This window comes from Enterococcus canintestini (assembly GCF_001885735.1).
Classification (GTDB): Bacteria; Bacillota; Bacilli; order Lactobacillales; family Enterococcaceae; genus Enterococcus_C; species Enterococcus_C canintestini.
The window spans coordinates 177,449-201,173 of record NZ_JXKG01000001.1 but is presented as its reverse complement, the minus strand read 5'-3'; the positions used below and the strand labels follow the sequence as shown (position 1 = coordinate 201,173).

Genomic DNA, 23,725 nt, shown 5'->3' with positions numbered 1-23,725 from the left:
AGGCGCAATAAAATGCGCCTGCTTTTTCATAAAAAAACGCCCGCAACAAATTTGCAGGCGTTTTTTTATTTTTATTTAGTTGAACCTTTTTCATCAATACCATAAGGTAAAACGATTGTCTTTTCTTCTACTTCTTCTTTATTCATCATTTTAGTTAATAGACGCATTGAAACCGCACCAATATCATATAAAGGTTGTGTGATACTAGATAAGCGAGGCCGTGCAACATCAGTTAATAATGAATTATTACTTGTCAGAATTTCAAAGTCTTCTGGCACTTTCACGCCTTCATCAACTAAACCATCTAAAATACCGATTGCTAATTCATCATCTGTCACAAAAGCAGCAGTCGCACCACTATTTTTCAAGCGAGAAACTAATGAAATTCCATCTTTAAAGTTGTATTTTGCTTCAAAAATTAGACCTTCATTATATTCCAAATTATTTTCTTTTAAAGCTTCTTTATAACCTTGTAGACGATTTTGACCATTAATTGGATCAATTAATGCGCCACTAACAAACGCAATTTTTTCATTCCCATTTTTAGCAAGTAAATTCACAGCATCTTTGGTTGCATTTTGATAGTCAATATTCACACTACCCACTTGTTCATCTGGATCAATTGAGCCCGCTAAAACAACTGGTGTTTTCGAACGAGAAAACTCGCCACGAATTTCGTCTGTGATGCGATGGCCCATGAAAATTACCCCATCAACTTGTTTGGCTAACAAATTATTCAATACGTTTACTTCTTTTTGGGTATCGCCATCTGAGTTAGCTAAGATAATATTGTATTTATACATTGTTGCTACATCGTCAATCCCTCGTGCTAATGAAGAGAAATACATGTTGCTGACGTCTGGAATAATGACACCCACAGTAGTTGTTTTTTTGCTTGCTAAGCCCCGAGCCACTGCATTAGGGCGGTAATCTAGGCGGTCAATAACCTCTAACACTTTTTTACGAGTAGCCGGTTTGACATTAGGATTACCATTTACTACGCGTGAAACAGTAGCCATGGAAACATTAGCTTCACGAGCAACGTCATAGATTGTAATTGTTTGTTTTTCCATTTCAGATCTCCTTATTTAATTGTTTGATTTGTATTTTCTGAAAATACCATTTACATTTCTTTGATAGAATAGCATGGAAAGTTGGAGAATGCAACCGTTTTACTTTCCTTTCCTGAAAATTTTTATCATTTTTCAAAAATTCTTTTTTAAAAGAAGTGTGTTAAAATGAAGTTGATTATTCTGAAAGAAGGTTAGTTTATGAATTTAGCAAAAATTGAAGAATTAAAAAGTTGGTTAAACTCCCATGATATTGACTTAGCGTATATTTCTAACCCTGACCACATCGCTTATTATTCTGGTTATACCAGTGATCCTCACGAGCGCGTCTTAGCACTTTTCATTTCAGCTACAGCGGATCCTTTTTTGTTTACCCCGGCTTTAGAAGTTGAAACTGCCAAAAACAGTAGCTGGCAATTTGATGTATTGGGCTATGCTGACAATGAAAATCCTTGGCAATTAATCGTAAAAGCTCTAAATGAGCGTTATGATGAGCCTAAAAAAATTGCGGTTGAAAAAAACCACTTAACAGTTGATCGCCTTGAAATTTTGCGTTCGCTTTTACTTCACACTGATTTTAATTTCGATTTAACACCCGTTATCCAACAAAGTCAATTGCGTAAAACAACTGAAGAAATTACACTCTTAAAAGAAGCTGGTAGTTGGGCAGATGAAGCTTTTAAAATTGGCTTTGCTGCTATTCAAGCCGGAGCATCAGAAGCTGAGATTACAGCAGAAATTGAATATCAACTAAAACGCCGTGGTGTGAGTCAAATGAGTTTTGATACTATTGTTTTAGCTGGTGATAACGCAGCTAACCCTCACGGTGCACCAGGAGAGCGCAAAATTGTTCCTAATGAGTTAGTTCTCTTTGATTTAGGGGTTATTTGGAAAGGCTATTGTAGTGATGCTACGCGAACTGTAGCATATCAAAAACCAACTGATTTACAAGCAAAAATTTATCAAATTGTTTTAGAAGCCCAACTAGCGGCACAAAATTTTGTCCGCCCGGGTGTAACAGCTGCCCAAATTGATAAGGTTGCCCGTGATGTTATTGAAAAAGCGGGGTATGGTAAATATTTCAATCACCGTCTAGGTCACGGTATTGGTACGACAGTCCATGAATTCCCATCGCTTGTAGAAGGTAATGATTTAGTTATTGAAGAAGGAATGTGCTTTTCAATTGAACCTGGTATTTATTTACCTGGTGAAGTTGGTGTACGTATTGAAGATTGCGTCCACGTTACACCAAATGGCTGTGAAGCATTTACGAAAACACCAAAAGAATTACAAATTATTACCAAATAATTAACTTAATTAAACAAAGAGGAGTTGTGACAAAAATCATGTCACAACTCCTCTTTTTGCGAATAAACAACATTCTAAAAGTAAATTCTTCTTATTCTTGAAGTGAACCTCTTTTGTTACAATGTCTTTTTATTCTAGCCTTACTCAGGATTATTTTCTTCAATTTTTTCTTTTAGTTCTTTTTCTGCTTCTTTAAAATCTTGAGCAGCCATCTTTGTTTCAGCCTTAACTGCTTCTTTTGTGTCAGAAGCTTGATTGCTTGCTTGAGCGCCCACTTCTTTGGCAGTGTCTTTAGTATTTTCTTTTAACTCTTTTGCAACTGGTTTTGCTTCATCGATACCTTCTTTAACTGTTTCTTTCATCTCTTTAGCACCAGCAGTTGCATCAATAATAATATCTGCCATGTCTTCTTTTTTATCTTCGGCAATGTCTGCCCCTTGATCTTTCACTTCAGCAGCTGATTTTTTAAATCTTTCCGATAAGTCACCGGTTTGTTTCTTCAAATTTTCAATTAAGTCTTTAGAAGAACCTTGTAAATCATCTAAAGAATCACTTGTCTTATTTTTCAAGCTATCTGCAGTTTCTTCAGCTTGTTGAGATAATTGCGTTGCTTTATCTTTTGCGATATCGGTTAAATCTTGACTTTTCTCTTTAGCCATATCAGCATAGTCACTAGCAAGATCTAATAAATCATCCGTGTGTTCAGCTAATTTTTTTCGTAATTCTTTTCCTGATTCTGGTGCAAGTAACATTACCGCGGCTGCCGCTGCGGCACCACCCACTACCGCTCCTAATAAAAATCCACTTGTTTTTCCCATTTGAATCCCTCCATTTTTTATCTATTCACTTTTTGAATTTGCGTTTTGTTTTCGTTGTTGATTGAAAAATTTTAATGCTGTTTGGCCAACTTTCCCCGCTACTGTTGCTTGAGCCGTCGTTTTTCCAACAGCTCCCAATTTTGCCACTGCATTTTTACCTGAGCGATTTAACTCGGAAATGCTTTCACCTAAATCTGCAACAGCGGTAAATAATGGATCAATAGTGGCTACTTTGCCATTAACATCATTTAAAAGCGTATTGGTTTTAACCAACAACCCTTCTACTTCACTAGTTAAGACATCTACATCTTTTGTAACCACGCGAATTGTTTTGTTTGCTTCCTCCACAGTTGTACTGACGCTTGCTACTGTTTTTTGCACCTGGGCTAATAAACGAATAACAAATACCACTAAAACAGCAAAGGCAATCGCTGCAATTAATGCTGCAATTTCTCCTCCACTCATGCCAAAACTCCTTTCCAACACTGAAATTTTTTAAATTCCGTCATCCTAAGCATATCACGAGGTATCTTTTGAAACAAATAAAAAGAACACGTGAATTTTTCTATTTTCCTACTCCTATCCTTTTGTAAGCCGCTTCCAAAAACAAAAAACCTACGTAAGAAAAAACTTACGCAGGTTTAAAACTGTTATTTTGTTTTTTGATCTTGTTTAAATGTAGCAGCTAGCTCTAAGATATAATCTTTTAATCCATCTTTTACTTCTGGATGTTTCAAACCATAGTCAATGCTAGTTTTCATAAAGCCTAATTTATCCCCAACATCATAACGTTGACCTTTAAACTCACGCGCAAAAACGCGTTGGGTTTTATTTAATTCATCGATGGCATCTGTTAATTGAATTTCATTACCGGCACCTGGTTTTTGTACTTCCAACACATTAAAAATTTCAGGCGTTAATAAGTAACGGCCGATAATTGCCAAATCGCTTGGCGCTTTATCAGGTGTTGGTTTTTCAACAAAGTTTTTAACATTATACAAACCTGGTTGCACTTGTTCACCTGGGTTAATGATACCGTATTTTGAAGTGTCTTCATGAGGTACCTTCATTACTGCAATAGTAGAGGCATGTGTTTTTTCGTAGTCATTAATTAATTGTTTTGTCAATGGCACTTTGTCTTCCATTAAATCATCGCCAAGCATTACGACAAAAGGTTCGTTACCGACAAAAGCTTTTGCTTGTAAAACAGCATGACCTAAACCTTTCGGGTGAGATTGACGGATAAAATGCAAATTAACATCGGTTGTTTCTTCGACTAATTTTAATAATTCCGTTTTTCCTTTTTCTTTTAAATTAGTTTCTAGTTCAATGTTAGCGTCAAAGTGATCTTCAATCGGACGTTTAGCTTTACCTGTGACGATTAAGATATCTTCAATCCCAGATTTCAAAGCTTCTTCAACAATAAATTGGATTGTTGGTTTATCAACAATTGGTAACATTTCTTTTGCCATCGCTTTAGTTGCAGGTAAAAAACGTGTGCCTAAACCTGCAGCAGGAATAACAGCTTTTTTTACTTTCATTTCTAAAACTCCTTTTATTTTAACGTAAATTCATTTTCTTTGCGGCCATCCCGCAGCATAATATCACGAGCAGCCTCTTTGATTGGCTTGTTGTCATATAATACATTATAAATTGTTTCCGTAATTGGCATTTCAATCTTCAAAGTTTGTGCAAGTTCCATTGCAGCTTTAGTAGTCGCTACCCCTTCAACGATCATGCCCATATTATCTAAAACTTCATCTAAAGAATGACCTTTTCCTAATAAATTCCCAGCACGCCAATTACGCGAGTGGACACTGGTACAAGTTACAATCAAATCACCAACACCACTTAAACCGATAAAAGTTAATGGATTAGCCCCCATCGCTACCCCTAACCGACTAATTTCAGCTAAACCACGAGTCATAATCGCAGCTTTCGCATCATCCCCATAGCCTAAGCCATGAATCGCACCGGCACCAATTGCGATAATATTTTTTAGCGCTGCTCCTGTTTCAACCCCAATAACATCATCATTGGTATAAATTCTAAAATAATCGTTCATAAATAGGTCTTGCACATATTGGGCCGCACTTTGATCACGACTTGCAGCGGTAATCGTTGTAATATCATGGCGCACCACTTCTTCTGCATGACTTGGGCCAGATAACACAACCACTGCTTTACGATTTTCAGCCGGAATTTCTTCAATTAGAATCTCTGAAATACGCTTATGACTTTCTTGTTCTAAGCCTTTTGAAGCATGAATAATCACCGGTTGATGTTTGACGGTTTTAGCAAATTCTTGGGCAACACTACGCATTGCTTTGGTTGGAACGACAAAAAGAACTGCATCGCAGTCTTGAATTGCTTCATTAATATCTTTTACTGCCACAATATTTTCTGGTAACTTCACATCGGGCAAATAATGACGGTTAGTATGATACGTATTAATCTCATCAATTTGCGCTGGATTGTTTCCCCAAATTCTTACTTCGTGACCATTTTCCGATAGAACTTGTGCTAACGCTGTTCCCCACGAGCCTGGTCCTAAGACAGCAATTTTTTGTTTCAAAATAAACCCTCCTTGATTGTAAAGTTTCATACAACAAATTGTTATAAAAAACTTTTTTTCCGCTAACGGAAAGTTACTATACATTTCATATTTTAGCACATGTGCGAGGTAAACCGTTAGTTAAATTAAAAAACGATTGTTGCCGTGACTACGGTCGTAATCTTTTAACTTGGGATTGTTTTTACGTCGATAAAACAACAGTCCCCACGCGGCAAAAAATAAGACTAAAGATAATACCTGTGAAACGCGAATAGCGCCAAATAGATATAAGCTATCACTACGCATCCCCTCAATAAAGAAACGACCAAAACTATACCAAATAATATAACTTAAGAAAACTTCGCCTTCTTTGAAAACTTTTTTGTTGCGTAAAATAATCAAAAGTAAAAAACCTAAGATATTCCAAAGGGATTCATATAAAAAAGTAGGCTGGCGAAAATGACCTTCGATATACATATTGTCAACAATAAACTGCGGTAGATGCAAATTCATTAAAAAGGTTTTGGTAGTAATTCCACCATACGCTTCGTGATTCATAAAATTGCCCCAACGTCCAATACCTTGAGCTAAAATAATACTTGGGGCTGCAATATCTAAAAATTTCCAAATGGGAATAAAATGATGCCGACAAAAAATCACCAACCAAATACCGCCGGCAATTAACCCCCCATAAATTGCTAATCCCCCTGAACGTAAATTAAAAATTTGAAGCGGATCATTTAAATAGGTAGGTAAATCAAATAATACATAATAAAGTCTAGCGCCAATTAAAGCAACTGGAAGCCCCACCAACATGAAGTCTGTCACATCATCAGCTTTTAAACCAACCCGGACAGCTTCCCGTGAACTTAAAAACATCGCGATAATAACACCTGAGACAATAATAATGGCATACCAGTAAATAGCTATTCCAAATACTTCAAAGGCGACGCGATCAACTACTGCTAACATGAAAAAACTCCTATTCCATTTGATTATCAATATTTAGCAAAATTTAAACTTAACTATCTGAATTTTCTTCAATCAGTTGACTTAGACGTTGCTCAAAAGTTTTCGTTGCATCATACCCCATTGCCTTAGCCCGGAAATTCATCGCGGCCACTTCAACAATAATTGCCACATTTCGCCCAGTTTTAACAGGAATTTTAATTTGCGGAACATCCACTTCAGCAATTTGAATGGTCGTAGCCGCAGAACCAAGACGATCATACGTCTTTTCTTTGGACCAACCTTCCAAATAAACAGCTAATTGAACCTGCATACTCCCTCTGACAGCACTGGCACCAAATAAGTTCATCACATCAATAATGCCAATTCCTCTAATTTCAATTAAATGTTGTAAAATTCGCGGTGGTTCGCCTACTAAGGTTAATTCATCTTGTTGGTAAACATCCACACGATCATCGGCAATTAAACGATGTCCTCGTTTAATTAATTCTAATGCGGTTTCACTTTTCCCTATCCCACTATCACCTTGGATTAACACACCTAACCCATAGACATCGACTAAAACACCATGGACACTTGTTCGTGGAGCTAACAAACTGCTTAAATAAGCAGACATCTCCCCTAACAAGCGTGATGTCGAAATAGGTGATCGTAAAATCGCAATATCGAATTCTTCACAGGCATCTATCATTTCTTTTGGAATCGGTAGCCCTCTGGAAACGATAAAAGCAGGTGTTTCATCATTACACATCCGTCGCATTACCATTAAACGTTCTTCAGGCATCATCCGTTCTGCAAAAGTAATTTCTTTACTACCAAATAACTGTAAACGATCATAAGAATAATAATTAAAATAACCCGTTAATTCTAAACCGGGACGTGATATATCAGCCGTTTTAATTAAACGATTTAATGCTTGTTCGGAACCTGTTACCACTTCCAAATTTAATTTTTCAACCATTTGGATGACTTTGACAACCTCAGCCATACAATTTCCCTCATTTCTAAAAGTATAATCTGCCTCATTTTACCATTCTATTAATAAAGTTACTAGGATAGGCGCACGAAAAAAACAGTGGCCAGTCTGATTTACTTTCCTAACTGATATTTACAGTCTTTCAAACCAAATTGATAATCATGCAATTATCTTTTAACATTTACAGCTGTAATATTGATTAAAAACTAAAGTAAGCAGTTTAATTACTGCTGCGCTAATAAAAGCTTTAGCCCCTGGTTTTGTAGCCACTGCTTTTGTCACACACTGTATTCAAAAAAGGCAGCAAGATTATTGTAGCAATCTTGCTGCCTTAAAAATGAATACTTCTAGCAATAAAAAGTGTTTTTTCCAAAGCTTTATTATTGATCCTGATATTTTTGCATGTTGTGTTCTGTTACAATCATATTTACCAAAGACATAATGACTGCTACCATAATAGCCGCGCCAAAAGAAGAAAAGCCAAAATTCATTTCACCCACAAAAGTTGAAGTCAATTTTAACATCGCTGCGTTAATGACGAAACTAAAGAGCCCTAAGGTCAAAAATGTTAATGGTAAAGATAATAAAGACAAAATGGGTTTGACAAATCCATTTAAAATGGAAAGTACAAAACTGGCAATTAAAGCCATCAACCAGCTACTGACATGAACCATCCCTGGCAGTAAAACTGCCAGGGCAATAAAGGTCAATGTGTTAACCAGTAAACGTTGGAAGTAGGTCACTAGAAATCACTCCAATCGTCATCGTCGATTTTTTCCGCCGGTTTGCGAGGACGTGCTTTTGGTTCACTGTAATTTTCATGATAGTTACGCTTTGGTTGTTCATAACCGTTTTGATTACTACGACCAGAAGGCATAATAATCGCTAGGATGATATATAAAGGAATCGTTGAGCCAACTCCAAACAAAGTGAAGAACACAAAGATTACCCGCACGATCGTCGGATCAATTCCAAAGAATTCAGCAATTCCTCCCAAAGTACCAGTCAATACGACATTGTTCTTTGATTTTGTTAGTCTTTTTTTCATAATTCTCACCTCTATCCTCTATATAATACACTAGCTTGTTTTTATTTGTCTTATTTTTTATTCAGCATCTTTTAAGAAAATATTACCTGTCGTCGTTGTCAATTCTACATGTGCAACTTCTTCTTCGCTAAGGCGACGGAATTGAAGCATTTGATTCATCTTTTCTTTTTTCTCTCTGACAACATCATAGTCAGTCATGCGAGAGTTAATACTACCTAAGCTAGTTTTTGCATTACCTTCCACACCTAAAGAAGCAGGTAAGGCAATTTTCACATTGCCATTGACAGAACTGGCGCTGACTTTTTTCAAATTATTCTCTTTAAAAGTTAAACGGACATCGCCATTAACCAAAGAAACACCTAATGTCTGTGGCGTAGTTGTCATTGTCACTGTCCCATTTACAGTTTCAATAATACTATCTAAGATACTCCCTTTAAATACATCGATGGCACCATTAACACCTTCAATTTCCAACATCGTGGCATTGATGGTTTGAAATTCAATATTTCCGTTCGTTGATTTGGTATATACATCTTTTGCATCTAATTCTTTCACTGTGACATCGCCATTTAATAAACGGAGTGAAACATGGTCATAGATACGTTTTGGTAAATAGAAGACTAAGTCTGCTCTTACACGTTTATTGGGTACTTGAAATGAGATATGGTCATCGTCAACTTCAATTTTGCTTCTAGCTTCAAATGCTTCAAAAGGTGTTGCTTCATTCATTTTGCCATATAATTTAACTTTGGCATCGACTTTAACGCCCGCTTCATCCCATAATTCAAAACGAATATTCCCGTTAGCTACTTTAACGTCTAAAATGCTCGCTTTAGTTTCAGGATATTCAAAAGTATGCTCAAATTTCGTTGTCGCTACACCGGGAACTTTCAAACTAATATCTTTCCATTCCACGTTGTCATTTACTGTTTCAGAAACAGTTTGAAAGGTTTGTTTTAAAAAGCGGCCTAAATGTGTGCCAGCTTCTGCCATTTTTTCGCCGGCTTGATTAATCGCATCTGTCGCTTGTTCTTTCCAATCATCAGGTAAATCAATTTTAGTAGTAAGTTTTTCTTTAGCTTCTTGCCACTGATCTTTTTTAATACCTTTTAGTTGTGCTTCTAACGCAACTTTTTCAGCGATTAAATCATCTAAAGAAGCTTCTAAATCCTTAATATCTTCTTCTAGTAAGTGGCGTTGTGCTACCTCTGATTCACTAAGCATTTCTAGCTCTTCTTTTGTGTTGTACTCCATTAACGCGTGGCGAACTTCAGCTAGTTGTTCTTTTACACCTGCAATTTCAACATTTAATTCATCCAACTCGGCAGATGCTTTACCTGCTTCTGTCGCTAAATTATCTAAAATATCTTCAACTTCTTTTTTTGCAGCTGATTTGTCATCAACAGTATCATTGTTATCTTCTACAGTATCGGCATGAATTGATTCACTAGCCTTTTTGATTTGTTTTTCATCTCTGACAGTTGCCATGCTTTCCAGCAAATCTAAGGCTTCTTCCGTTGAAAGTACACCTTTTTTCACTAAATCCAAAATTCGTTCTCTTTCATTCATGGAAATTGCCTCCTTAATTATTATTTGCAAGTTTTCCTTACACGTATATTATGCCTGCTTTGTAGTTACTTGTCATAGGACTTAAGACGTAACTTTTTCTCCACCTTCAGACAAATCTCACTCCCAAGCCTTCAATAATTTTTATTTGAATTTTAAAACTACTCCCAGCAACCTGATTATCCGGATAAAAATGAGTTACTTGTTTCTGTTATCTGTCAATTTCTTCTACTCACCAATTATTAATAATTAATAAAAAATAAAAAGCTCGCAAACACTTGGTCAAATTCAAAAAGTGACCATTGTGTCGACGAGCTAAAATTTTATAACGATAGTTGACTTAAAAACTTTCATCATGATTTGAATTTAATTCAGTGATTTTACCGGTAGCAAGGTAGACAATCCATTCACAAATATTCGTGACGTAATCGCCAATTCGTTCTAAATACTGAGCAACAGATAAATAATCGGTACCACTAATAACCGTTTCAGGATTTTCTTTCATGCTGATAATCGTCTTTTCATAAATAGAAGCATAGTAGTCGTTAATTCGTTGATCCATTTGGGCAATCATCCGGGCGTCTTTTTCATTTGTTTTAACATATGCCACTAAGACATTATCAACCATTTTCTTCACGTAATCTGACATATCTGAAATATCTTTTTCAATTTCAGCAATGCGAGTTTCACCTTTTACCCGAATTGTCGATTTAGCAATTGAAACCGCATGGTCTGCCATTCTTTCTAAATCAGAACTGGCCTTCATTACCGTGATAATCATGCGTAAATCCGTTGTCACAGGTTGTTGTAGGGCAATCATTTCAAAACTTTTCTTTTCTAATTTTACTTCCATATCGTTAATAGCTTCATCGTTATTAATGACTTCATTGGCTAATTCTTTATCATGTTTAATAAAAGCTCGTACCGATTTATGCACAGCCGAACTAACCATCATCCCCATTTCATAAAACTGGTTATGCAGATTTAATAACTCTTCTTCAAATTGTGTTCGTAACATATTTTCCCTCCTATCCGAATCTTCCAGAAATATAGTCTTCTGTTTCTTTTTTTTGCGGTTGTAAAAAGATTTTTTTTGTATCATCAAACTCAATTAAATTACCATCTAAGAAAAAAGCTGTCTTATCTGAAATTCGTGAAGCTTGTGACATATTATGGGTTACCATAATCATTGTATAATTCTCTTTTAATTCTAACAATGTATTTTCGATTTTCCCCGATGAAATTGGATCTAGCGCACTGGTGGGTTCATCAAGTAAAATGATTTCTGGATTGACGGCTAAAACACGGGCAATACATACGCGTTGTTGCTGCCCACCTGAAAGAGATAACGCACTAGTATGCAATTTGTCTTTGACATCATCCCACACTGAAGCTGCTTTAAGACTTTCTTCTACTACCTGATCAAGTTTTTGTTTATCTTTTTCGCCCTTTAATTTTAACCCATAAATAACATTTTCGTAAATTGAAAATGGAAAAGGATTGGGTTGTTGAAAAACCATGCCAATTTCTTTACGTAATTCCACGGTATCTTGTTTAGGAGCATAAATATCTTTACCTTTATAAATCACATTACCCGTAATCGTTACATTTGGAATTAAATCATTCATGCGGTTTAAAGAACGAAGATAAGTGGACTTCCCACAGCCAGAAGGGCCGATCATGGCAGTAATTTCTCCTTTGTTGATGGCTAGTGATATTCCTTTTAACGCTTCTTTTTCACCATAATAGAGGTGTAAATCTTTTGATTGGATGATTACTTCTGACATTTTATTCCTCCATAATCTAAATAAACTTACAATTAACCAAAGTGTCCTGAAACATAATCTTCTGTCGCTTTAATTTTTGGTCGGGTAAAGATTTTACGCGTTTCATCATATTCAATCGCTTTTCCTAAATAGAAAAACGATGTGTAATCACTAATTCTGGCAGCTTGTTGCATATTGTGCGTCACAATAATAATAGTGTAGTTTTCTTTTAAGTTAACGAGTGTTTCTTCCACCGTCCCCGTTGAAATCGGATCAAGAGCACTAGCGGGTTCATCTAAAAGTAAAATATCTGGTTTCATCGCAATTGCTCGCGCGATACATAAGCGTTGTTGTTGTCCACCAGATAAAGCTAGCGCACTTTTATGCAGACTATCTTTTACTTGATCCCATAAGGCCGCTTGTTTCAAACTTGTTTCAACAATTTCATCTAGTTTTTTCTTATCTTTTTGACCATGACGTTTTAAGGCAAAGGTAATATTTTCATAAATTGATTTTGAAAAAGGATTGGGCCGTTGAAAAACCATGCCGATTCGTTTACGCATTTCATAAACATCGACATTGGACTGATTCACATCGACGCCTTTATACATAATTTTTCCAGTTACTTTGGTATTGGCAATACCATCATTCATTCGATTTAAAGAACGTAAATATGTTGATTTCCCACAGCCAGAAGGGCCGATTAAAGCCGTAATTTTATTTTTTTCAAATTCTAAATCCACACCTTTAATGGCTTCATTTTGCCCGTACCAAACATGTAAATCATCTGTATACAAAGCCTTTTCTTGATTCTTATCTAAAGTGATAATATGACGATCTTCTAAATTATAAGCACTCATAACAGTTCTCCTTGTTCAAATTGTAAGGAATTTGCCCTCTTATAGACAGTTGGTAAAAAATTTTATGCAGAAGTCATTTTTTTATAGAGACGTTTTCCTGCAGCGCGTGCGCCAAAATTAAAGATTAAAACAGCAATAATTAAAACAGCAGAAGCACCCGCAGAAACTGCTGCGCCATCAGGCATAGTGCCTTCTGTATTGATTTTCCAAATATGCACGGCTAACGTTTCAGCTTGACGGAAAATACTAATAGGACTTGAAACACTTAATGGATTCCAATTTGTGAAATCAAGTGCCGGTGCACTTTGGCCAGCCGTATAAATTAAAGCAGCCGCCTCACCAAAAATACGACCTGAACTTAAAATTACGCCGGTTAAAATACCTGGTGTCGCTTCTGGTACAACCACACGGGTTACTGTTTCCCAGCGAGATAAGCCTAGTGCTAAGCCTGCTTCTCTTTGCGTATAGTGAACCGCTTGTAACGATTCTTCCACATTACGCGTTAAAAGAGGCAAATTAAAGAAGGTTAATGCTAAGGCTCCAGATAAAATTGAAAAGCCATATTCAAACTGAATAACAAAAACCAAGAAACCAAATAACCCCACGACAACCGATGGTAGTGAACTTAGGATTTCAATTGAGGTACGAATGACATCGGTCAACCAATTTTTTTTGGCATATTCCGATAAATAAATCCCCGCTCCCAGTGAAATCGGAAAACTGATCAACATAGTAATAAAAAGAAGATAAAAAGAGTTAAATAACTGAATCCCGATACCGCCGCCAACCTGATAAGCTTTTGAAGGTTTCGTTAAAAAATCCCAGGAAATATGTGGCACGCCACGAACAAGAATATATAAAAGTAAAGAGGCTAAAATCAAAACGATAATGCCTGAAATAGCATATAAAACCCCCGTTGCGATTTTATCAGAACGTTTTGCATTCATTATTTCAAGGCCCCTTTCTTACCAATTAGACGAATCACAATATTAAAGACTAATGACATTAATAATAAAATAAGTGCCAGTGACCATAAAACATTATTTTCAACTGTACCCATAATCGTATTTCCAATTCCCATTGTTAAAATAGAGGTTAATGTGGAAGCAGGAGTTACCAAACTATTTGGCATGAGTGCTGCATTACCAATCACCATTTGAATCGCTAATGCTTCTCCAAAAGCTCGCGCCATCCCAAAAACAACAGCCGTTAAAATTCCTGGTACGGCGGCGCGCAATACGACTTTATAAATAGTTTGCCAACGCGTTGCCCCTAAAGCTAAAGAAGCTTCTCGATAATGTCTTGGTACTGCTTTTAAAGCATCGACAGTCATAGTCGTAACAGTTGGTAAAATCATGATGAATAAGACAAATGTACCTGCTAAAATACCAAAACCGGTACCACCAAAAACAGAACGTACTGCAGGAACAATTACTGATAATCCAATAAAACCATATACAACTGAAGGAATCCCTACGAGTAATTCAATTACTGGTTGTAAGATTTTTTGTCCTTGCTTAGGTGAAATTTCCGTCATAAAAACTGCGGCACCAATCGCAAAAGGTGTTGCTACAATGGCAGATAAAAAAGTAACGATAAAAGAACCCGCAATCATCGGAAGCGCGCCTACCATTGGCTTGCCATCAGCCCCCAGTTGACTTGGATTCCATTGTGTTCCAAATAAAAAGTCCAAAACATTAATTTTGTCTGTGAAAAATGTTGCTAAACCTTTACTGGCAACAAAATAAAAAATGGACAAAACGACTAGCACAATTAATGCTATACATAAAAAACTGATTATTTTTCCGCGTGTTTCCATTTTAGCCCGTTTTGATTTGGTTAACAAAGCCTTTCTTACATCTTCCAAAGAGAATTCCTCCTTATATTTCAAGTGTATAACACATTTTGATTAACGCTTAAGACATACTCCCTTACTGTTCTAGTTTACTCGCCTAAAATCAATTTGCTTTTAACTTATTGTAAATTTTGTGTAAACTTTGTTTCTTTACGGACTGACTTTTTATACCAAAAAAACTTTAATATTTACTATCACTTAAATATCTTAATTTTAAAACTGCGGCTATTCTGTTTAAATTATTGTAAATCTCACAAAGAAAAAGCATTTTGCCTAAAAAGACAAAATGCTTTTCTTTTAATTTATCACATTTCCTTGCCAATCACGTTCTACTTTCATACCAGAAACAGGGATATAGCCTAATTTTCCGACAATATTGGTTTGAATATCTTCAGATAAAATATAGTCTAGAAAATCTTTTGTTAATTTCGTTGGGTTGCCTTTAGTATACATGTGCTCATAGGCCCATATTTTCCAGTCGTTCGTAGTGACATTTTCATCAGTTGGTGAAACACCATCAATTTTTAACGTTGCGACTTCTTTTGTCACATAAGAAAATGCTACATAACTGATAGCTCCTGGTGTATCAGCCACAATTTGCCGAACCATACCACTCGAATCTTGTTCTTGCGCCCGCATTGCAGTTTTACCATCCAGCACCCATTTTTCAAAAGTACCACGTGTACCACTACCGGCAGCACGATTTAAAATGACAATTTCTTGGTTTTTTCCACCAACTTTTTGCCAATTGGTAATCTTACCTAAGAAGATGTCCCGCAGTTGCGCCATCGTTAGCTCCGTTACGCCAACCCCTTTATTTACAATCGGGGTAATGCCCACTACTGCGACTTTGTGATCTACCAGCTGATCGGCTTTAATGCCAGATTTTTCTTCGGCAAATAAGTCAGAATTGCCAATCTCAACTGCACCAGATTGAACTTGACTTAAACCGGTACCGCTACCGCCACCTTGGACGTTAACAAATTTACCAGGATATTTATTTTGATACTCTTCTGCTACGGTTTCTACTAAAGGTTGTAAGGCTGAAGATCCTACAGCTGTGATCGATTCACCGCGATCAATCCACTTAGCACAGCCTGTTAGACCTAAAAGTAGCCCACAAGATGCTACAAATAATAATGCTTTTTTCATCATCTGCTCCTTGTCATCTTTGCTATTACTTTTTTTGTAATGTAAAGCGTCTTATATATCGTCAATATTTTAACATTAAGTGTCAGTGATTTAAACGAAAAAATTTTTGGCAAATTTTGGTAAGGGTTACAAAAATACTATCCAGTTATTTTTTCCTATGCTATACTAGTTTGTGAAAAGTATCATTTACAACTTGATTTTTTCTTACTTCCCCAAAATAAGAAATACCCCAAATCGAGTTTTAGTATGACTTTTCACCATTTCAACAGCATTCTCCCCATATGCGGTGAAATGAAAGCAGACTGGCTAAAGCCAGTCTTTTTTTATAGTAACGGGGAAATCAACCGGGCTAAACCTTCTTTAAATTTCACGATTACACTGCGTTTATCATATAGCTCTTTAGTCAGACGTTTTGATTGTAAGGAGTCACTATAAAACGCTTGACGAACTTTTGCTGCCATTTTCTCATCATATAACAACGCATTGACTTCAAAATCTAATCGAAATGAACGGACATCAATATTTGCAGAACCTACTGAAACAATACCACCATCGATAATCATCGTTTTAGCATGCATAAAGCCATTTTCATAGGTTTCAATGATTGCGCCATATTCTAACAATTCCGCAGCAAAAGAATACGTTGCCCAATAAACAAGCGGATGATCAGGTTTATTGGGAATTTGAATTTGTACGTGGACCCCAGACAACAATGCCAACTTAATCGCTTCATGAATCGATTCGTCGGGGATGTAGTAAGGCGTTTGTATCAGAATTTCTTTTTTAGCCATGCCAATCATTTTTAAATACGTCATTTTAATTTGTTCATATTCTGAATCAGGACCACTTGTCACAATTTGCATCGGAATTTTACCAGAAGATATGATTGCCGGAAAATACTCTTCTGCATAAAGCACTTCATTTTTATGTTGTGAATTCCAATCCATTAAAAATCGGTTTTGTAATGAATAGACAGCTGGGCCAAAAATGCGCAGATGATTATCCCGCCAGTAGCCAAATTTTTCAACCTTACCTAAATATTCATCACCAACATTAAAACCGCCTGTATACCCAATTTTCCCATCAATCACTACAATTTTACGGTGATTGCTATAATTAATGCGCGGATTAATATAAGGTACAAAGAGTGGGAAAAATAACGATACTTCTCCGCCAGCGTCTTTTAAGTCACTAAAGAAGTTTAAACTCACTTGGGTAGACCCCCAAGCATCTAGTAAAACTTTGACCTTTACGCCTCTTTTAGCAGCTCGAATTAAAGCGTCTCGCACTTCTACCCCTAAATTATCGCTACGATAAATATAGTACTGCATGTGAATATGATTTATCGCTGCATCAATATCTTGAATTAGGCGATCAAATTTTTTACGACCATCGGTAAACAGCGTCACCTCATTTTCAGTCGTATATAAAGAACGCTCAAAAACTGTTAGCATATAAACAATTTGCCGTACGTCTACTTGGGCCGTATCTGGATGTGGAAATAAATTGCGCATTAAAGCTTGCCTTTGCTCTTCGATTTCCACGTTCATTCCAACTTTTCCTTGCATCTTTAAATCAAATATTTTCTCTTTTGAAATGCCTCGACCAAAAAATATATATAAAATAAAACCCACAACTGGAATAAACATTAACACCAAAAGCCACGCCCAAGTTTGCGCCGTTTCTTTTCGTTCTCTGAAAATGATAATAAAAGACAAAAGCATATTGGCAATCACTAAAATTGTCGATAAGTTTTGTATAAGATAATCCAACACCTTTTTTCTCCTTACTCCATTTAAATTCTCCTTATAAAGGATAGCCGACTTATTAACCAAAGTAAAGAATAACCAAAAAGAAGCTGTTCCAAAAAGTTATTAAAATATACCTTTTATTAAAAAAGAAAAGAGCTAGTTAAATTGTACTTTACTTAAAAGAAGCTGTTTTTGTCATCCTGTTTATTTGAAAAAGAGCTGTGGCGCTTTTGCCACAGCTCTTATTATGATAATTAAACTTTTAAGAAACGACGCATTGACATTACCGAACCAATTGAGCCAATCACAACACCTACGACCACCATTAAAAGACAAATTTGCCAAGTAAATGTGTCCGGTGCTAATAAACTGTAGTTAGAACGAAGTAATGACGGGTTCACCCAGCGATAAACTTGATTATAACCAAATACCATAATCAAGACCGGTACGATTGAACCTAATAAACCAATCCAGCCACCTTCTAAAAAGAACGGCCAACGGATGTACCCATTTTTAGCACCTACTAAGCGCATAATTTGAATTTCTCTTTGCCGTGATAAAATGGTAATCCGAATCGTATTTGAAATTAAAAACATCGCAACAAAGACTAAAAGAACAGCAGCTGCTAATCCCCATGTTTTTACCGCATCGGCAATTTTAAAGATACGATCTGAATTGGTACCACCATAATCGGCTTTAAAAACATTGCTCAGTTCGCCAGCTTCTTTGGAAATGTTTTTGGTATATTGCGGGTTTTCTGCACTGACAACATATACATCGTAAAGAGGATTACTATCTCCTTCAAATTGTTGCCATGCATCTCCCATTGCATCTTGAATTTTCTTTAATTCATCTGCTTTACTAGAAAAGCGAACCCCTTTAACATGGTCCAAACCTTCTAGTTCTGTCTTTAGCTTATCCATATCGGCCTGCTTTGTTCCAATATCCACAAAGACTGAGACGTCAACGTTTTTTTCAATATCTTGCGCCAATTTAGTGGCATTCATAATAACACCCATGAAAATTCCCACTAAAGTTAACGTAATGGTAACCGCGCTGACAGAAGCAATTGTCATCCAACCATTACGTTTTAAACTCTTAATACTTTCCAACAAGTGGCGGAAAAAAGTTCTAATCATCGTAACCATATTCTCCTTCCGCTTGGTCGCGAATAATGCGACCATTTTCAATGGCAATAACTCGGTGTCTGATCGTATTTACAATCGTACTATTGTGAGTTGCCATTACAATGGTAGTTCCTTGTCCGTTAATGCGGTCTAATAATTTCATAATTTCCCATGAATTTTCAGGGTCTAGGTTACCGGTTGGTTCATCGGCAATTAACACTTTCGGGGTATTGACAATAGCCCGGGCAATTGAGACCCGTTGTTGCTCCCCACCAGATAATTCACTTGGGAAAACGCGGACTTTATGCTTTAAACCAACTAAGTCTAAAACTTCCATTACCCTTTTTTTAATATCCCGTGGTTTACGACCAATTACTTGCATCGCATAAGCTACATTTTCGTAAACAGTCTTTTTTGGTAACAATTTGTAATCTTGGAAAACGACGCCAATTTCGCGGCGCAACAAAGGAACTTCCTTGTTTTTGATTTTTAATAAATCATAACCAGCGACATTCAAAACGCCTTTGGTAGCTTTTTCTTCTCGATACATCAATTTAATAAAGGTTGATTTACCTGCGCCGGAAGGACCGACCACATAAACAAACTCACCTTGATCAATATCGATGGTGATATTACGGATGGCAGTCGTACCATTAGAGTACTTCTTCATTACATCCTTCATTTCAATCATGGCTATCTCTCCATCTCATTTTTTTCATACCCGCTCATTATACCATGTCAATATTGCAGTAATCTTTCATAAGTTTACATTTTGATTTCATTTAAAAGAAACTTATTGTTCTGCTTGTCGTAATTTCAATTTTAAGAAAGCATCAATGAAGCCATCTAAATCACCATCCATGACAGCTGTCACATTGCCGGTTTCATAATTACTACGATGGTCTTTTACCATGGAATAAGGATGGAAAACATACGAGCGAATCTGTGAGCCCCATCCAATTTCTAACTGTTCGCCTCTTAAGGCAGCGGCTTCTTGTTCTTTTTTCTCAACTTCTAATTGATACAATTTTGCTTTTAACATGCCCATTGCTTGTTCTCTATTTTTTAGTTGAGAGCGTTGCGCTTGGCTAGCAACCACAACACCAGTTGGAATATGAGTAATCCGTACAGCAGACTCCGTTTTATTGATATGCTGTCCCCCCGCACCACTAGCGCGGTACGTATCAACTTTTAAATCATCCGGATTAATTGCAATATCGATTGTGTCATCTAGTTCTGGCATTACATCAACCGAACAAAAAGAGGTATGACGTCTAGCGTTAGAATCAAAAGGAGAAATGCGAACTAGACGATGAACGCCTCGTTCTGATTTCAAATAACCAAAAGCATTGTGTCCTTTAATTAAAAGCGTGACACTTTTAATTCCCGCTTCATCGCCAGCTTGATAATCGAGCGTTTCGACTTGATATCCATGTTTTTCTGCCCAGCGTGTATACATCCGTAAAAGCATACTTCCCCAGTCTTGCGATTCTGTACCACCTGCGCCTGGATGCAATTCTAAAATCGCATTATTGTGATCATAAGGTTCATCTAATAGTAACGAAAGCTCATACGTCTGTAATTTTTCTTTTAGCACCGGTAATCTTGCTTCCAGTTCAGCTGCCATTTCTGCATCGTTTTCTTCTTCTAACATTTCAACCATCACAGCTAATTCTTCTTCTTCTTCCGCCAATTGGTTGAATTGATCATATGTCGCTTTATTAGCATTGTTTTCATTAATAACCCTTTGGGCATTTTGGGTATCGTCCCAAAAACCCGGTTCAGCCATTTGATTTTCTGCTTCAGCAATGGACTCTTCTAACTCATCTAAGTCAAAGAGACCTCCTAAAAGATTGAATTTGTTCTTTCATTGCAGTTAATTGCTGCTTCATTTCATTTAATTCCATTGAAAGTTCCTCCTGTTAAAGTTCTTTTATTTTTAATTTATTACATCATTGCAATGTAATTTGTCGTTTCTATCATAACCAAAAGATAAGGCTGGTACAAGTCGCGTACCAGCCTTATTTCATTTCATTTTTAAACTATGCATTTTTACCGTGACAGTTTTTGTACTTTTTGCCACTTCCGCAAGGACATGGATCATTTCGTCCCACTTTTTTTACTTGTTGCGGTTTTTGAGGTTGTGGTTGTTCTTCTTGTTCCGCTTGTCCTTGTGCCACTTGTTCCCGTTGCACATTTTGGCGAATCTCAGCTTTCATAAATAGACGTGTAACTTCATATTCAATGGCCCCAACCATATCTTCAAACATCGTGTAGCCTTCTGTTTGATATTCTACTAATGGGTTATTTTGACCATACGCTCTTAACCCAATGGATTGACGTAATTGATCCATCGCATCAATATGATCTGTCCATTTAGAGTCTACTACCCGTAAAATGACAACTTTTTCAAATTCAAGTAACTGTTCTTGGCTGTTTAGTTGTTCTTGTTTTTGTTCAAAGATAGCTTGTGCTTTATCCATTAAGAAAGTTTTCATTTCTTCTGGTGTTTTGTTTTCTAAATCAGCAGTTGAAATACTATCTTCATGCACAATCGCATTACCAGCAAAGTCAACAATCCCATCAAGGTTCCACTGACTCTTGTCTTCAACTTGTGTATGAGCATCTACTACTCGACTAATTGTGCGTTTCACCATATTCATTAACGTTTGTGACAAGTCATTTTCTTCCATAATTACTTCTTGACGTTGGCCGTAGATAACTTCCCGTTGTTCTCGCATCACATCATCGTATTGCAAGACATTTTTACGGGTGTCATAGTTATTACCTTCTACGCGTTTTTGAGCAGATTCAACTTGTTTTGTTAGCATCTTACTTTGGATTACTTGATCTTCTTCATCTAAGTTCATCCGTTCCATAAAGGCTTTAATGCGTTCAGAACCAAAGCGTTTCATCAAGTCATCTTCAAGAGATAAATAAAATTGTGAAACCCCCGGATCACCTTGACGACCTGAACGGCCCCGTAATTGGTTATCAATCCGGCGTGATTCATGACGTTCTGTCCCAATTACCGCCAAACCACCTAATTCAGCAACACCAAGACCCAATTTAATATCGGTCCCCCGCCCTGCCATATTAGTAGCGATTGTGACTGCACCTTTTTGACCAGCGTTTAAGATAATTTCTGCTTCTTTAAAGTGGTTTTTGGCATTTAAAACTTCATGGGGCACTTTTTCTTTATCCAACATATTAGATAACAATTCCGAAGTTTCAACCGCGACAGTTCCGACTAGGACCGGTTGCCCTTTGCGGTAACGTTCCTTTATATCTTTTACAACAGCATGAAATTTACTATTAAGATTTGGATATAACAAATCAGGACGATCATCCCGTACAACTGGTTGATTTGTTGGAATTTGAATAACTTGCATGTTATAAATTTCGCGGAATTCTTCTTCTTCTGTTTTAGCCGTACCCGTCATCCCAGCTAATTTTTTATACATTCTAAAATAGTTTTGGAAGGTAATCGTAGCCATTGTTTTTGTTTCGTCTTCAATTTCAACGCCTTCTTTTGCTTCAATCGCTTGATGTAAGCCATCAGAATAACGACGGCCATCCATAATCCGACCGGTAAATTGGTCAACGATTAAAACTTTTCCTTCTTGAACAACGTAATCAAAGTCGCGAATCATAATATAATTTGCGCGTAAAGCGTTATCCAAATGATGTGTCAAAGCAGTATTTTCAATATCATACAGATTTTTTAAGCCAAAGTTTTCTTCGGCTTTTTCAATTCCTGCTTCTGTTAAGCCAATCGTTTTGGATTGAATATCAATCTTATAATCTTCCTCTTCTTTTAAGCGTTTAACAAAATTATCGGCGCGAGTATAAAGAGCAGTCGATTTTTCTGCTTGTCCAGAAATGATTAATGGAGTTCTTGCTTCATCAATTAAAATGGAGTCCACTTCATCGACAACAGCATAATTTAAAGGACGTTGAACCATTTGATTGCGATAAACTACCATATTGTCTCGTAAATAGTCAAAACCTAATTCATTATTCGTTGAATAAGTAATATCACAAGCATAGGCTGCCCGTTTTTCTTCCGGTGTTTTGGAGTTGATATTTAACCCAACTGTCATACCTAAAAAGTTATACAACTCACCCATCTCTTGGGAGTCACGCGTTGCTAGATATTCATTGACGGTTACAACGTGTACCCCTTCACCACTTAAAGCGTTTAAATAAACGGGCATGGTTGCAGTCAATGTTTTCCCTTCACCAGTACGCATTTCTGAAATATTCCCATCATGTAACACAATCCCACCCATTAATTGGACGTGATATGGATATAAACCTAAAACGCGTTTTGCAGCTTCTCTTACCACGGCAAAAGCTTCTGGTAAAAGCTGATCAAGTGTTTCGCCTTTTTGGTAACGGGCCCGAAATTCATCGGTTTTTTCTTTTAATTGAACATCAGATAAAGCGGCCATTTGGTCAGCAAATGTTTCTACTTCATTGGCAATTTTATCCAAACGTTTTAATTCTTTTTTATCATTTTCAATTAACTTACGTATAAAGTTGGCCATTAGTGAATAATTCCCCTTCTTTGCATCAATTCTCGTTTCAAATTAGAAACTCTCCCGTATATTTTAGCATTAAGTTGAAACAAATGAAATACTTAGCATTAGAAACAAAAAAGCTTTGCTACAATTTAATCTTTATTTTTACTACTCATTTTAAAAATAGGTTATAGAACTAGTTAACGTCCATAAAGATATTTTATCGCACCTGCCTAATTCTTTTACCTAAGGAAAGAAATAGAAGCTAGTCTGGTTTACTTGCTCTATTAAAAAAGCAGTAATAAGCATTATAGTAACTACAAATCCTGCTGGAGCCTTTAACTGCGAATTTTTATACTATTTTTAATAATTGAAAAGGATT

General features: G+C 36.5%; 22 protein-coding genes. 1 reads left to right on the top strand and 21 read right to left on the bottom strand.

Annotated features, from left to right (window positions below):
• Nucleotides 1-71: 71 nt before the first annotated feature.
• Nucleotides 72-1,073 (bottom strand): catabolite control protein A, encoded by a 1,002-nt coding sequence (gene ccpA / locus RU96_RS00950; protein WP_071863675.1) that lies wholly within the window; start codon nt 1,071-1,073, stop codon nt 72-74.
• Nucleotides 1,074-1,271: 198 nt separating this feature from the next.
• On the opposite strand from ccpA, the gene RU96_RS00945 reads away from it, so the two are divergent.
• Entirely contained in the window at nt 1,272-2,378 is a 1,107-nt protein-coding gene (locus RU96_RS00945) for an aminopeptidase P family protein (RefSeq protein ID WP_071863674.1), read from the top strand.
• 140 nt (nt 2,379-2,518) lie between these two features.
• On the opposite strand, the gene RU96_RS00940 is transcribed toward RU96_RS00945, so the two are convergent.
• The 20 genes from RU96_RS00940 to secA form a co-directional block, all read right to left on the bottom strand.
• Nucleotides 2,519-3,196, bottom strand: coding sequence for a YtxH domain-containing protein (locus RU96_RS00940; RefSeq protein WP_071863673.1), 678 nt, complete (start codon nt 3,194-3,196; stop codon nt 2,519-2,521).
• Between the two features lie 21 nt (nt 3,197-3,217).
• Nucleotides 3,218-3,661 (bottom strand): DUF948 domain-containing protein, encoded by a 444-nt coding sequence (locus tag RU96_RS00935; RefSeq protein ID WP_071863672.1) that lies wholly within the window; start codon nt 3,659-3,661, stop codon nt 3,218-3,220.
• A gap of 185 nt (nt 3,662-3,846) precedes the next feature.
• Complete coding sequence (gene galU, locus RU96_RS00930) at nt 3,847-4,737, bottom strand: UTP--glucose-1-phosphate uridylyltransferase GalU (protein WP_071863671.1); 891 nt, start codon at nt 4,735-4,737, stop codon at nt 3,847-3,849.
• Between the two features lie 14 nt (nt 4,738-4,751).
• A complete protein-coding gene (locus tag RU96_RS00925) occupies nt 4,752-5,771 on the bottom strand; it encodes an NAD(P)H-dependent glycerol-3-phosphate dehydrogenase (protein ID WP_071863670.1) in 1,020 nt (339 codons plus the stop codon).
• 120 nt (nt 5,772-5,891) lie between these two features.
• Entirely contained in the window at nt 5,892-6,722 is an 831-nt protein-coding gene (lgt, locus tag RU96_RS00920; protein ID WP_071863669.1) for a prolipoprotein diacylglyceryl transferase, read from the bottom strand.
• Nucleotides 6,723-6,771: 49 nt separating this feature from the next.
• A complete protein-coding gene (gene hprK / locus RU96_RS00915; protein ID WP_071863668.1) occupies nt 6,772-7,707 on the bottom strand; it encodes an HPr(Ser) kinase/phosphatase in 936 nt (311 codons plus the stop codon).
• A 368-nt stretch (nt 7,708-8,075) separates the two neighbouring features.
• Nucleotides 8,076-8,438 carry a phage holin family protein gene (locus RU96_RS00910; protein ID WP_071863667.1) on the bottom strand — a complete coding sequence of 121 codons (363 nt, stop codon included), beginning with the start codon at nt 8,436-8,438 and terminating at the stop codon, nt 8,076-8,078.
• Complete coding sequence (locus RU96_RS00905) at nt 8,438-8,743, bottom strand: PspC domain-containing protein (RefSeq protein ID WP_071863666.1); 306 nt, start codon at nt 8,741-8,743, stop codon at nt 8,438-8,440. The genes RU96_RS00910 and RU96_RS00905 overlap by 1 nt, the downstream gene beginning before the upstream one ends.
• Nucleotides 8,744-8,800: 57 nt before the next feature.
• Nucleotides 8,801-10,312: a daptomycin-sensing surface protein LiaX gene (gene liaX, locus RU96_RS00900; protein WP_071863665.1), complete on the bottom strand. Its 1,512-nt coding sequence runs from the start codon at nt 10,310-10,312 to the stop codon at nt 8,801-8,803.
• 337 nt (nt 10,313-10,649) lie between these two features.
• Nucleotides 10,650-11,327 (bottom strand): phosphate signaling complex protein PhoU, encoded by a 678-nt coding sequence (phoU, locus tag RU96_RS00895; RefSeq protein WP_071863664.1) that lies wholly within the window; start codon nt 11,325-11,327, stop codon nt 10,650-10,652.
• Nucleotides 11,328-11,337: 10 nt separating this feature from the next.
• Nucleotides 11,338-12,096, bottom strand: coding sequence for a phosphate ABC transporter ATP-binding protein PstB (gene pstB / locus RU96_RS00890; protein ID WP_071863663.1), 759 nt, complete (start codon nt 12,094-12,096; stop codon nt 11,338-11,340).
• Nucleotides 12,097-12,128: 32 nt separating this feature from the next.
• Nucleotides 12,129-12,935 (bottom strand): phosphate ABC transporter ATP-binding protein PstB, encoded by an 807-nt coding sequence (pstB, locus tag RU96_RS00885; RefSeq protein ID WP_071863662.1) that lies wholly within the window; start codon nt 12,933-12,935, stop codon nt 12,129-12,131.
• A gap of 62 nt (nt 12,936-12,997) precedes the next feature.
• Entirely contained in the window at nt 12,998-13,882 is an 885-nt protein-coding gene (pstA, locus tag RU96_RS00880) for a phosphate ABC transporter permease PstA (protein WP_071863661.1), read from the bottom strand.
• Nucleotides 13,882-14,802 carry a phosphate ABC transporter permease subunit PstC gene (pstC, locus tag RU96_RS00875; RefSeq protein ID WP_071863660.1) on the bottom strand — a complete coding sequence of 307 codons (921 nt, stop codon included), beginning with the start codon at nt 14,800-14,802 and terminating at the stop codon, nt 13,882-13,884. Before pstC ends, pstA begins: the two co-directional genes overlap by 1 nt.
• A gap of 285 nt (nt 14,803-15,087) precedes the next feature.
• Nucleotides 15,088-15,942 (bottom strand): phosphate ABC transporter substrate-binding protein PstS, encoded by an 855-nt coding sequence (locus tag RU96_RS00870; RefSeq protein ID WP_071863659.1) that lies wholly within the window; start codon nt 15,940-15,942, stop codon nt 15,088-15,090.
• Nucleotides 15,943-16,265: 323 nt separating this feature from the next.
• Nucleotides 16,266-17,717: a cardiolipin synthase gene (gene cls, locus RU96_RS00865; protein WP_071863658.1), complete on the bottom strand. Its 1,452-nt coding sequence runs from the start codon at nt 17,715-17,717 to the stop codon at nt 16,266-16,268.
• 230 nt (nt 17,718-17,947) lie between these two features.
• Nucleotides 17,948-18,832, bottom strand: coding sequence for a permease-like cell division protein FtsX (ftsX, locus tag RU96_RS00860; protein WP_071863657.1), 885 nt, complete (start codon nt 18,830-18,832; stop codon nt 17,948-17,950).
• Nucleotides 18,825-19,511 carry a cell division ATP-binding protein FtsE gene (gene ftsE / locus RU96_RS00855; RefSeq protein WP_071863656.1) on the bottom strand — a complete coding sequence of 229 codons (687 nt, stop codon included), beginning with the start codon at nt 19,509-19,511 and terminating at the stop codon, nt 18,825-18,827. Before ftsE ends, ftsX begins: the two co-directional genes overlap by 8 nt.
• A gap of 102 nt (nt 19,512-19,613) precedes the next feature.
• A protein-coding gene (gene prfB / locus RU96_RS00850) for a peptide chain release factor 2 (RefSeq protein ID WP_143350941.1) occupies nt 19,614-20,727 on the bottom strand; the annotation gives its coding sequence in 2 pieces (ribosomal slippage) (nt 19,614-20,654 and nt 20,656-20,727; 1,113 coding nt in all).
• 135 nt (nt 20,728-20,862) lie between these two features.
• Complete coding sequence (gene secA, locus RU96_RS00845; RefSeq protein WP_071863655.1) at nt 20,863-23,370, bottom strand: preprotein translocase subunit SecA; 2,508 nt, start codon at nt 23,368-23,370, stop codon at nt 20,863-20,865.
• Nucleotides 23,371-23,725 lie beyond the last annotated feature (355 nt).